The sequence below is a fragment of the Stutzerimonas stutzeri KOS6 genome, assembly GCF_000307775.2.
Lineage (GTDB): Bacteria > Pseudomonadota > Gammaproteobacteria > Pseudomonadales > Pseudomonadaceae > Stutzerimonas > Stutzerimonas stutzeri_B.
The window spans coordinates 824,186-836,624 of the sequence record NZ_KK020675.1; the positions used below are offsets into that span (position 1 = coordinate 824,186).

Consider the following 12,439-nt stretch of genomic DNA (forward strand, 5'->3'; position numbering starts at 1 on the left):
CGGTCGAATGTCGCATGCGAGACCGGCGCCCATGCGTGTCGCCGCCGCGCTATCCTTGTCCGCAGTCATGACCTACAGAGGATCTTCCATGCAAAAGACCGCACTCATCATCGGCGCCTCCCGCGGCCTGGGCCTCGGCCTGGCAAAACAGTTTGCCGGCGAAGGCTGGCAGGTGATTGCCACAGTGCGCAATCCGCAGCATGCCGACGCGCTCGGCCAGATAGCGCAACTGCGCGTGGAAACCCTGGACATGGACGACGCAAGAAGCGTAGACGAACTGGCCACGCGCCTGGCCGGCACCCGACTGGATGTGCTGTTCGTCAACGCAGGGATCGCCGGTCCGCAGGGCAAGCCGGCAACCCAGGCGAGCGAGGCGGAAGTAGGCCAGCTGTTCTTCACCAACGCGGTAGCCCCCGTGCGCCTGGCCGAACGCCTGCTGCCGCTGGTGGATGCCGGGCAAGGCGTGATCGTCTTCATGAGCTCCATCCTCGGCAGCGTCGAAACCGGCCCCGGCATGGGCATGGACCTCTACGGTGCGAGCAAGGCCGCGCTGAATCACCTGACGCGCACCTTCGTTGCCGGCCTCGGCGAGACCAAGCTGACCGTACTGTCGATGCATCCGGGCTGGGTGAAGACCGACATGGGCGGCGACCAGGCCCCGCTGGATGTCGAGACCAGTACCCGCGGCATACTCGAGCAGGTCACCCGCGCCATTGGCCAGGGTGGGCATCGGTATATCGATTACCAGGGGCAGGCGTTGCCCTGGTGAGCAGGCAAGAGTTGCCATGAGGATCAGACCGACCGTGAACGGACTCATCCCGGTGAGCTCCATTCGCGGTCAAGCCGCTCCCACCAATGAGCCCCCTGCCAAGCCCCTGTGACAAATCCACTCCAAACCTTTATCTTCCTCCCCCGGCAAGGCATCCATGCCTGCGCCCCCCTGGATCAGCAGACAGGGCATAACTGAGCTGGCTACTCTGAACCCAACCATTCAGGAGAAAGCCGGCCATGGCTGCTCATCGTATCTGGATCAAGAACCCCCTCGCCCTGTTCACCGCCAACGACCTCCGCGCCCCGGGTGGGCTGGTGATCGAAAATGGCGTCATCAGCGAAATGCTTGCCGCTGGCGCCTCGCCTGCGCTGCCTGTGGACGAAACCTTCGACGCCCGCGAACACGTGGTGCTGCCCGGCCTGGTCAATACCCACCATCACTTCTACCAGACGCTCACGCGCGCCTGGGGGCCGGTGGTCAACGAGCCGCTGTTCAACTGGCTGCTGACCCTCTATCCGGTCTGGGCCCGGCTTACGCCGAAGTCGCTGGAGCTGGCGAGCAAGGTGGCTCTGGCCGAACTGCTGCTGTCTGGCTGCACCACTGCCGCCGACCACCACTACCTGTTCCCTGCCGGGCTCGAGGAAGCCATCGACATCCAGGTCGAGGCCGTACGCGGGATGGGCATGCGCGCGACGCTGACGCGCGGCTCGATGAACCTGTCCAAGGAAGACGGCGGCCTGCCATGCAAGAGCGTGGTGCAGGACGCCGAGACCATCCTCGCCGACAGCGAACGATTGATCGATCGCTACCACGAACGCGGCGACGGCGCGCAGATCCAGATCGCCCTGGCGCCCTGCTCGCCCTTCTCGGTCACTACCGACATCATGCGCGCCTGCGCCGATCTCGCCGAACAGCACGATGTGCGCCTGCACACCCACCTGGCCGAGACGCTGGACGAGCAGGAGTTCTGTGCGCAGCGCTTCGGCATGCGCACCGTGGACTACCTGCAAAGCGTCGGCTGGCTGGGACCGCGGACCTGGCTGGCACATGGCATCCATTTCAACCAGGTGGAGATCCATCGCCTGGGCGCTGCCGGCGTCGGCATCTGCCATTGTCCGAGCTCGAACATGCGCCTGGCCTCCGGCATCTGCCACACGCTGGAGCTCGAGGAAAAGGGCGCCATCATCGGCCTGGGCGTCGACGGCTCGGCGTCCAACGACGCCTCGAACATGATGCTCGAAGCGCGTCAGGCGCTGTTCATCCAGCGGCTGCGCTACGGCGCCGAGAAAATCACGCCGGAAAAGGTGCTGGGCTGGGCAACCCGCGGCTCGGCGGGCCTGCTCGGGCGCAGCGATATCGGCGAACTGGCTGTCGGCAAGCAGGCCGACCTGGCGCTGTTCAAGCTTGACGAGCTGCGCTTTTCCGGCAGCCACGACCCGATCGCCGCACTGCTGCTGTGCGGCGCCGATCGTGCCGACCGGGTCATGAGCGGCGGTCGCTGGCGGGTCGTCGACGGCCAGATCGAAGGACTCGACGTGCAGGGGCTGATCGCCGATCACCAGCAGGCGGCCCGGCGACTGATAAACGGCTGATCGACGACGCGCGAGGCTTGCACCAATGCAGGGCGCCGTGGATTACTGGCGCACCAGCGCAAGCCTCGCCCTGGCTTCACCGCCGAGGCGGGGGCGCCGTATTTCGGCGCAGTGAAGGTATCTGTCCAGTTGGTCAGCTTTTTGCTAATCGACTATCAGCCAACACAGGCTCAAGCCAGACAACAGGAGCGTCACCCGCCATGCAGAACAACCCACGCAAAACCCTGCTGCGTACCCTCGCCGCAGCGATCGGCTTCAGCGCCGCCCTGACCACCGCTGCCGCATCGGCGGCCGACCCCCTGAAGGTCGGTTTCGTCTACATCGGCCCGATCGGCGACCACGGCTGGACCTACCAGCACGAGCAGGGTCGCAAGTACATGGAAGAGAAGCTGGGCGACAAGGTCACCACCAGCTTCGTCGAGAACGTGCCGGAAGGCGCCGACGCCGAGCGGGTCATCCGCAACATGGCCAAGAGCGACTACGACCTGATCTTCACCACCTCCTTCGGCTACATGAACCCGACGCTGAAGGTCGCCAAGCAATTCCCGAACGTCACCTTCGAGCACGCCACCGGCTACAAGCAGGCGAAGAACGTCGGCACCTACCTGACCCGCTCCTATGAAGGTCGCTATGTCGGCGGCTTCCTCGCGGCGAAGATGACCAAGAGCAAGAAGATCGGCTACATCGCCTCCTTCCCGATTCCGGAAGTGATCCGCGACATCAACTCCATCCAGCTGGCCCTGGACAAGTACAACCCCGGCACCGAGATCAAGGTGGTGTGGGTCAACACCTGGTTCGATCCGGGCAAGGAAGCCGATGCCGCCAACGCACTGATCGACCAGGGCGTCGACGTGATCTTCCAGCACACCGACAGCCCGGCCCCCATCCAGGCCGCCGAGCGCCGTGGCGTCTACTCCGTCGGCTATGCCTCGGACATGCAGCACTTCGGGCCCAAGGCCGTGCTGACCTCCATCGTCAACGACTGGGGCCCGCACTACACCAAGTCCGCCGAAGCGGTGATCGCCGGCAACTGGAAGTCCGAGGACTTCTGGGGCGGTCTGGCCCAGGACAGCATCAGCCTGCCGATCAGCGATCTGGTGCCGGCCGATGTGAAGGCCGAAGCCGAGGCGATCATCGCCAGCATCAAGAGCGGTGACTTCCACCCGTTCACCGGCCCGATCAAGGACCAGGCTGGTGAAGTGCGCATCGCCGAGGGCGCGACTGCCAGCATCAAGGATCTCGCCTCGATGAACTACTACGTCGAAGGCGTCAAGGCCGAGATGCCGAAGTAAGCGTTACCCGCGCCGGCCTGCTGCCGGCACACTGCGGAATCTGCGTGCCGTCCCGCCACAAGGCGAACCGCACGCAGGGGGCATTGCCCTCGAAAGCCGCCGGTACGAGAAGACCGGCGGCGCCGTACCGGAGTCAGCCATGAATTCACTGCCCATCATCAACATTTCCCCGCTCTACGAAGCCGACGAGGCCGGCCACCTGGCCGTCGCCGAGGCAATCGATCGCGCCTGCCGCGAGTGGGGCTTCTTCTATATCAAGGGGCATCCGATCAGCGCCGAGCGCATCGCGACGCTCGCCGAACATGCAAGGCGCTTCTTCGCCCTGCCGACCGAGCAGAAGCTCGAGATCGACATCACCAGGAGCCAGCATCACCGGGGCTACGGTGCAGTCGCCACCGAACAACTGGACCCCAGCCAGCCGTGCGATCTCAAGGAAACCTTCGACATGGGTTTCCACATGAGCGCCGACCATCCCGACGTGCTGGCCGGCAAGCCGCTGCGCGGCCCCAATCGCCACCCGCCCCAGCTGCAAGGCTGGAGCGAGCTCATGGAAGGCCACTACCGCGACATGCAGGAGCTGGCCGGCACGCTGCTGCGCGCCATCGCCCTGGCACTGGGCATCGAGCGGGACTTCTTCGACCAGCGCTTTTTCGAGCCCATCAGCGTCTTCCGCATGATCCACTATCCGCCGCGCAGCACGGCTTCCAGTGCAGAACAGCAGGGTGCAGGCGCGCACACCGATTACGGCTGCATCACCCTGCTCTATCAGGATCAGGCCGGCGGCCTGCAGGTGCAGAACGTCAAGGGCGAATGGATCGACGCGCCCCCCATCGAAGGCACCTACGTCGTCAACATCGGCGACATGATGGCGCGCTGGAGCAATGACCGGTACAAGTCGACGCCGCATCGCGTGGTCAGCCCGCTGGGCGTGGATCGCTACTCCATGCCGTTCTTCGCCGAGCCACATCCGGACACGGAGATCAGTTGCCTGCCGGGCTGCCACAGCGACGCCAATCCGCCGAAATACCCGAGCACCACCTGCAGCCAGTACATGCTTTCGCGCTTCGCCGCGACTTACGCATACCGACGCCAGGACGAGGCCGAGCCGGCTTGAGCACGCTTTAATTGAAGGAGACAACGTGGGCGATGGCAATGAAAACCTCGCCCAGACTGCGCGCGCTCGCCACATTGACTTTTGAGTCAGGAAATAGTTGACCGAAAAGTCAGATAGCGATAGTTTGAGCATCAGAACAACAACAGTCGGAGGCATCGCCTTGATCCAGTTTCTTCTCAATCGTGAGCTGCGCAGCGAGCAGGCTCTCGACCCCAACACCACGGTGCTGCAGTACCTGCGCGAGCATCGCGGCAAAACGGGCACCAAGGAAGGCTGTGCCTCCGGCGACTGTGGCGCCTGCACTGTCGTGGTCGGCGAGCTGGTGGGCGAGCGCCTGCGCTATCGCACGCTGAACTCCTGCCTGACCTTCGTCTCCGCGCTGCACGGCAAGCAGCTCATCAGCGTGGAAGATCTCAAGGAGCAGGGCCGGCTGCACAGCGTCCAGCAGGCGATGGTCGACTGCCACGGCTCGCAGTGCGGCTTCTGCACGCCTGGCTTCGTCATGAGCCTGTTCGCCCTGCAGAAAAACGCAGGCGCGGTGAACGAATACGATCCGCACCAGACCCATGAGGCCCTGGCCGGCAATCTTTGCCGCTGCACCGGCTATCGTCCGATCCTCGAAGCAGCCGAACAGGCCTGTTGCGGCAAGCAGCCGGACCAGTTCGACGCCCGCGAGGCCGAAACCATTGCCCAGCTAAAGGCCATCGCTCCGCGTGAAATGGCCGAGCTCAGCGACGGCCAGAAGCGCTGCCTGTCGCCGCTGACCGTTGCCGAACTGGCCGAGGTCTACACTGCCAACCCCGATGCCCGCCTGGTCGCTGGCGGTACCGACCTGGCGCTGGAGGTGACTCAGTTCCATCGCGAGCTGCCGCTGATGATCCATGTCGGACAGATCGCCGAGATGAAGCAGGTTCAGGTCAGCGAGCGCCATATCGAGATCGGTGCAGCCGCGCCGCTGACCGACTGCTACGCCGCGTTGGCCGCCGAGTACCCGGACTTCGGCGAGCTGCTGCAGCGCTTCGCCTCGCTGCAGATCCGCAACCAGGGCACGCTTGGCGGCAACATCGGCAACGCCTCGCCCATCGGCGACTCGCCGCCGCTGCTGATCGCCCTGGGCGCCGAAGTCGTCCTGCGCAAGGGCGCCAGCAGCCGCACCCTGCCGCTCGAGGATTACTTCATCGACTACAAGGTCACCGCGCGTCAGCCCGGCGAGTTCATCGAGAAGGTCCTGGTGCCGCGCGCCGAGTCGGATCGTCTGTTCCGCGCCTACAAGGTCTCCAAGCGCCTGGACGATGACATCTCCGCGGTCTGCGGGGCCTTCGACCTGAAGATGAGCGACGGTGTGATCGCCGAGGCCCGCGTCGCCTTCGGCGGAATGGCCGCGATCCCCAAGCGCGCCGCTGCCTGTGAGGCAGTGCTCAAGGGTGCGACCTGGGATCTGGCGACGGTGGAGCAGGCCTGCGAGGCGCTGGCCAACGATTTCACCCCGCTGACCGATTTCCGTGCCAGCCGCGAGTACCGGCTGCTGGTAGCGCAGAACCTGCTGCGCAAATGCTTGCTCGAACAACATTCGCCGAAGACCGAGACGAGGGTGACCGCTTATGTCTAACCACAGCCCTGCACGCACCCAGGACGAAATCGCCGCCCTCTTTACCCAGGACCTGGTCACAGGCGTCGGCAAGAGCGTCAAGCACGACAGCGCGCCCAAGCATGTGTCCGGCGAAGCGGTGTATGTCGACGACCGCCTGGAGTTTCCCAACCAGCTGCACGTCTATGCGCGCATGAGCGACCGCGCCCATGCCCGTATCATCAGCATCGACACGACGCCCTGCTACGAGGTGCCAGGCGTCACCATCGCCATCACAGCCAAGGATGTGCCGGGTCAGCTGGACATCGGCGCGGTGATGCCCGGTGATCCGCTGCTGGCCGACGGCAAGGTCGAATTCGTTGGCCAGCCGGTAATCGCCGTGGCCGCCGACAGCCTGGAGACCGCCCGCAAGGCGGCGATGGCTGCAGTGATCGAATACGAGGATCTGGAGCCGGTGCTCGACGTCGTCGAGGCACTGCACAAGAAGCACTTCGTGCTCGACAGCCATACGCACCAGCGCGGCGACTCGGCCTCTGCGCTCGCCGCCGCACCGCGCCGGCTGCAGGGCTCGCTGCATATCGGCGGCCAGGAACACTTTTACCTGGAAACCCAGGTGTCCTCGGTGATGCCCACCGAAGACGGCGGCATGATCGTCTACACCTCGACGCAGAACCCCACCGAGGTGCAGAAGCTGGTGGCCGAAGTGCTCGGCGTGGCGATGCACAAGATCGTCATCGACATGCGCCGCATGGGCGGCGGCTTCGGCGGTAAGGAAACCCAGGCCGCCGGGCCTGCGTGCCTGTGCGCGGTGATCGCACACCTGACCGGACGCCCGACCAAGATGCGCCTGCCACGCATGGAAGACATGACCATGACCGGCAAGCGCCACCCGTTCTACGTCGAATACGATGTCGGCTTCGACGACGATGGCCTGCTGCACGGCATCGAGATGGATCTGGCCGGCAACTGTGGTTATTCACCGGACCTCTCCGGCTCCATCGTCGACCGCGCCATGTTCCACTCCGACAACGCCTATTACCTGGGCGATGCCACCATCCATGGTCACCGCTGCAAGACCAACCAGGCGTCGAACACTGCCTACCGTGGCTTCGGTGGCCCGCAGGGCATGGTCGCCATCGAGGAGATCATGGATGCCGTGGCACGCCAGCTCGGCAAAGATCCGCTGGAAGTTCGCAAGCGCAACTACTACGGCAAGACCGAGCGCAACGTCACCCATTACTACCAGACCGTCGAGCACAACATGCTCGAGGAAATGACCGCCGAGCTGGAGCAGAGCAGCGAGTATGCCCGCCGCCGCGAGGAAATCCGTGCCTTCAACGCCAGCAGCCCGATCCTGAAGAAAGGCCTGGCATTGACGCCGGTGAAGTTCGGTATCAGCTTCACCGCCAGCTTCCTCAATCAGGGCGGAGCGCTGGTGCACGTCTACACCGACGGCAGCATCCACCTGAACCACGGCGGCACCGAGATGGGCCAGGGCCTCAACACCAAGGTCGCCCAGGTCGTCGCCGAAGTGTTCCAGGTCGATATCGAGCGCATCCAGGTCACTGCCACCAACACCGACAAGGTGCCGAACACCTCGCCGACCGCAGCGAGCAGCGGCACCGACCTCAACGGCAAGGCGGCGCAGAATGCGGCGCAGACCATCAAGCAACGTCTGGTGGAGTTCGCCGCGCGCAAGTGGCAGGTCTTCGAGGAAGACGTCGAGTTCAAGAACGGCCAGGTGCGCCTGCGCGACCAGTACATCAGCTTCGAGGAGCTGATCCAGCAGGCCTATTTCGGCCAGGTCTCGCTGTCGTCCACCGGTTTCTACCGTACGCCGAAGATTTTCTATGATCGCAGCCAGGCGCGCGGCCGGCCGTTCTACTACTTCGCCTATGGCGCGGCCTGCTCGGAAGTGATCGTCGACACCCTGACCGGCGAATACAAGATGCTGCGCAGCGACATCCTGCATGACGTCGGCGCCTCGTTGAACCCGGCCATCGACATCGGCCAGGTGGAAGGCGGCTTCGTCCAGGGCATGGGCTGGCTGACCATGGAAGAACTGGTCTGGAACGACAAGGGCAAGCTGATGACCAACGGTCCGGCCAGCTACAAGATTCCGGCCGTGGCGGACATGCCGCTGGATCTGCGGGTCAAGCTGGTGGAGAACCGCAAGAACCCCGAGGACACGGTGTTCCACTCCAAGGCTGTCGGCGAGCCGCCGTTCATGCTCGGCATCTCGACCTGGTGCGCAATCAAGGATGCGGTTGCCAGCCTGGCCGATTACAAGGTGCAGCCGAAGATCGACGCCCCAGCCACACCGGAGCGGGTGCTGTGGGGCGTGGAGCAGATGCGTCAATTGAAGCGGCAAGCTGCGGTCGCAGGCACCACGGAAACTGCGCCAGCCTGACGCAGGGGTAGTCCGGACGCGCTCTGCATGAGCGCAGGGTGGCCGTAGGGTGGGCTAAAGCCCACCCTACGGAACTGGTTCATTCAGGGCCAGGTGAGTGACCACCCGCTATCACGGCGTCAAACCGTAGGAGCGAGCTTGCTCGCGAAGCTTTTGGACACCGCGCCGAGGCAGCTAACGAGCCGCCACCGCGATCATGCACAGCGCGCCCCAGGCTTCTACCCAACAGAGAAAATCTCATGCCTTCGGGCATTGGAGAACAGATATGAACAGCTGGATCGACGCGCTCGCGGATCTGCAACACCAAGGCGAACCCTGCGTGCTGGTGACCATTATCGAAGAGCGCGGATCGACACCGCGCAATGCCGGCTCGAAGATGGTCGTCAGCCGCGAGCGCCTGTACGACACCATTGGCGGCGGCCACCTGGAATACAAGGCGCAGCAGATCGCCCGCGACATGCTGGAAAATCGCAGCCGCGAGACCCGCCTGGAGCGTTTCTCCCTCGGTGCCAGCCTTGGCCAGTGCTGCGGCGGCGCCACGGTGCTGCTGTTCGAGCCCATGGGCCAGCCGCAGGCACATATCGCCGTGTTCGGTGCCGGACACGTGGGCCGCGCGCTGGTACCGCTGCTGGCCAGCCTGCCGTGCAAGGTGCGCTGGATCGACTCGCGTGAGAGCGAATTCCCGACGGAAATTCCGCGCGGGGTGGAAAAGGTGGTGAACGACGAGGTGGTCGAGGAAGTGGAGAACATGCCCGCCGGCAGCTACTTCATCGTCATGACCCACAACCACCAACTGGACCTTGAGCTGACCGCGGCGATCCTCGCGCGCAACGACTTCACCTACTACGGCCTGATCGGCTCGAAGAGCAAGCGCGCCAAGTTCGAACACCGCCTGCGCGACCGCGGTTTCCAGCCCGAGACGGTGCAACGCATGCGCTGCCCGATGGGCATTGCCGAGGTCAAGGGCAAGCTGCCGGTCGAGATCGCGGTCTCCATTGCCGGCGAAGTGATCGCCATCTACAACGCCAACTTTGGTGAGAAAGCCGAGGACGGTGAAAAGCCGGTGCCGATGCTGGTTCCGGCGTCACGGCGGTCGCAGGCAGGTTGAACTGCACCAATACATCAGCTTGAGGCGTACGACGGTCTGTAGGAGCGAGCTTGCTCGCGAATGGGCTCAAGCTAAATCTTCGCCAGCAAGCTGGCTCCTACAGGTCAAGCGCTTGCGCGCATCTCGACTTTCTTAAGCAACCAACACACACCGATTTTTCGAGACTCACCATGCCCAGCACCAAAGCCTACCGTGCCGCCCTGCTCCACTGCCTCGCCGACCCGCGCGAGGTGGGCAGCGAGCAATCCCATGAATACTTCGAGGACGGCCTTCTGGTCATCGCCGATGGCAAGGTCGCGCAGATCGGCCATGCCGCCGAGCTGCTGCCGACGCTGGCGGCCGGCACCGAGGTCGTCGAGTACCCGAACGCGCTCATCACCCCTGGCTTCATCGACACCCACATCCACTACCCGCAGACCGGCATGATCGCCTCCTATGGCGAGCAATTGCTCGACTGGCTCGAGACCTATACCTTTCCCACCGAGCGCGCGTTCGCCGACAAGGCCCATGCCGGCGAGGTCGCCGAGGTCTTTCTAGACGAGCTGCTGCGTAACGGCACCACCACTGCCCTGGTATTCGGCAGCGTGCACAAGGAGTCGGTGGACGCCTTCTTCGAGGCCTGCGAAAAGCGCGACCTGCGGATGATCGCCGGCAAGGTGCTGATGGACCGCAACGCCCCGGACTACCTCACCGACACCGCCGAGTCGGGCTATGCGGACAGCCGCGAGCTGATCGAGCGCTGGCACGGCAAGGGCCGCCTGCATTACGCCGTCACCCCGCGCTTCGCGCCGACCAGCACGTCGGAGCAGCTTGCCCTGGCCGGCCGGCTGTTCAAGGAGTACCCGGACCTCTACATGCATACCCACCTGTCCGAGAACCGCAAGGAGATCGAGTGGGTGCGCGAGCTGTTCCCCGATCGCAAGGGTTACCTGGACGTCTACGACCACCACGGCCTGATCGGCGCACGCTCGGTGTTCGCCCATGGCGTTCACCTGTGCGACGAGGAATGCCAGCGGCTCGGCGAAACCGGTTCGGCCGTGGCCTTCTGCCCGACCTCCAACCTGTTCCTTGGCAGCGGCCTGTTCGATCTGGAGAAGGTCGAAGGTTTCGGCGTGCGCGTCGGTTTGGGCACGGATGTCGGTGCCGGCACGAGCTTCTCGCAGCTGCAATCGCTAAACGAGGCGTACAAGGTGATGCAGCTGCAGGGCAAGAAGCTCGACCCGTTCAAGTCGCTGTACCTGGCCACTCTCGGCGGCGCCCGCGCGCTCTACCTGGACGATCGGATCGGCAACCTGCAGCCGGGTAAGGATGCCGACTTCGTGGTGCTCGACTACAAGGCCACGCCGCTGATCGACTACCGCCTGAGCCAGGCCCCAACGCTGGAGGAAAAGCTCTTCGCCCTGATGATTCTCGGCGACGACCGCGCCGTGAAGGAAACCTATGCCGCCGGCGTCTCGGTGCACAGGAAGGCCTAAGGCCAACCCCTAGGATGGAAACGTGCGAAGTGGTTTTCCACCCAGGGACGTGCATGAATACGGCTCGTGCGGGAAAACAGGCAACGCATCGCGTGGATGGCCTCGGCCATCCACGCTACGGATTTCCGTCAGCCTTCAGCGCTTTTTCGCGGTTTTTCCAGCCTTTGCCACGATGTGCGAGAACACCGCATGCAGATCGCCCGAGGCACTGTCCTCCTCAAGGTTGAGCTTGCTGTCGATGTGATCCATGTGATGCATCATCAGCCGCACGGCCGTTTCGCTGTCGCGTGCGGCAATGGCGTCGATCAGCTCGTTGTGCTCGTCATAGGAGCAATGCGAGCGGCTGGCGCCTTCATACTGGGCGATGATCAGCGAAGTCTGCGATACCAGGCTGCGCTGGAAGCTTACCAAGGGTGCGTTCTTCGCCGCTTCCGCGAGCTTGAGGTGAAACTCTCCGGAAAGCCGGATGCCGGCCCCCCGGTCGCCGCGGGCGAAGCAATCACGCTCATCGATCACCATCCGCCGCAGTTCGGCGAGCTGCGCGTCGCCAGCGCACTGCACAGCCAGTTCGGTGATCGCGCGTTCCACCATTCGTCGGGCGAAAAATATCTGCCGCGCCTCCTCGGCGCTCGGGCTGGCCACCACGGCACCACGATTGGGTCGCAGCAGCACCACGCCTTCATGCGCCAGGCGTGACAGCGCGCGGCGGATGATGGTGCGGCTGACGCCGAATATCTCGCCCAGCGCCTCTTCGCTGAGCTTGGTGCCCGGCGCGAGACGCTGTTCGAGGATGGCATCGAAGATGTGCGCATAAACGATATCGTCCTGCGTCCCGGTGCGAGTCTTGCCGGTCTTGGTCGGCTTCTTCAGGGGCTGCAACTGTTCGTTCATCGATGGCTCGCAAATGGGATGTCGGCAAGGCCGAACTTTACTGCGTTCATGGCATTCCTGGCAGTTCGCTAGACAAAAAAAGCGGCTAAAAAGCCGATTACCTTGTGCACAATCAATATTCTACAGGCCTGACTCTTCGGAAGTGAGGCCAGCAGTCATTGCACATAGGGCACGCGCCCCTGAGGTAATCGTTCAAT

Annotated in this window: 9 protein-coding genes; 8 read left to right on the forward strand and 1 reads right to left on the reverse strand. The window is 64.0% G+C overall.

Annotated features, from left to right (window positions below; translation table 11 throughout):
* The first annotated feature begins 88 nt into the window (after positions 1-88).
* From B597_RS27820 to guaD, 8 genes are all read left to right on the forward strand, one after another.
* A complete protein-coding gene (locus B597_RS27820) occupies positions 89-769 on the forward strand; it encodes an SDR family oxidoreductase (RefSeq protein ID WP_003296053.1) in 681 nt (226 codons plus the stop codon).
* 239 nt (positions 770-1,008) lie between these two features.
* Positions 1,009-2,364 (forward strand): 8-oxoguanine deaminase, encoded by a 1,356-nt coding sequence (locus B597_RS27825; protein WP_003296055.1) that lies wholly within the window; start codon positions 1,009-1,011, stop codon positions 2,362-2,364.
* A gap of 200 nt (positions 2,365-2,564) precedes the next feature.
* Positions 2,565-3,656, forward strand: a complete 1,092-nt coding sequence (locus B597_RS27830; RefSeq protein ID WP_003296057.1) for a BMP family ABC transporter substrate-binding protein — start codon at positions 2,565-2,567, stop codon at positions 3,654-3,656.
* A 139-nt stretch (positions 3,657-3,795) separates the two neighbouring features.
* The gene (locus B597_RS27835) at positions 3,796-4,770 is read left to right on the forward strand and encodes a 2-oxoglutarate and iron-dependent oxygenase domain-containing protein (RefSeq protein WP_003296058.1); all 975 of its coding nucleotides are present in this window, start codon (positions 3,796-3,798) and stop codon (positions 4,768-4,770) included.
* A 160-nt stretch (positions 4,771-4,930) separates the two neighbouring features.
* Positions 4,931-6,379, forward strand: coding sequence for a xanthine dehydrogenase small subunit (gene xdhA, locus B597_RS27840; protein ID WP_003296060.1), 1,449 nt, complete (start codon positions 4,931-4,933; stop codon positions 6,377-6,379).
* On the forward strand, positions 6,372-8,768 hold the full coding sequence (xdhB, locus tag B597_RS27845) for a xanthine dehydrogenase molybdopterin binding subunit (protein WP_003296061.1): 2,397 nt from the start codon (positions 6,372-6,374) through the stop codon (positions 8,766-8,768). The genes xdhA and xdhB overlap by 8 nt, the downstream gene beginning before the upstream one ends.
* 265 nt (positions 8,769-9,033) lie before the next feature.
* Complete coding sequence (gene xdhC, locus B597_RS27850) at positions 9,034-9,876, forward strand: xanthine dehydrogenase accessory protein XdhC (protein WP_003296063.1); 843 nt, start codon at positions 9,034-9,036, stop codon at positions 9,874-9,876.
* 170 nt (positions 9,877-10,046) lie between these two features.
* Positions 10,047-11,351: a guanine deaminase gene (gene guaD, locus B597_RS27855; protein ID WP_003296064.1), complete on the forward strand. Its 1,305-nt coding sequence runs from the start codon at positions 10,047-10,049 to the stop codon at positions 11,349-11,351.
* Positions 11,352-11,486: 135 nt separating this feature from the next.
* On the opposite strand, the gene B597_RS27860 is transcribed toward guaD, so the two are convergent.
* Positions 11,487-12,242, reverse strand: coding sequence for a GntR family transcriptional regulator (locus B597_RS27860; RefSeq protein WP_024161708.1), 756 nt, complete (start codon positions 12,240-12,242; stop codon positions 11,487-11,489).
* Positions 12,243-12,439 lie beyond the last annotated feature (197 nt).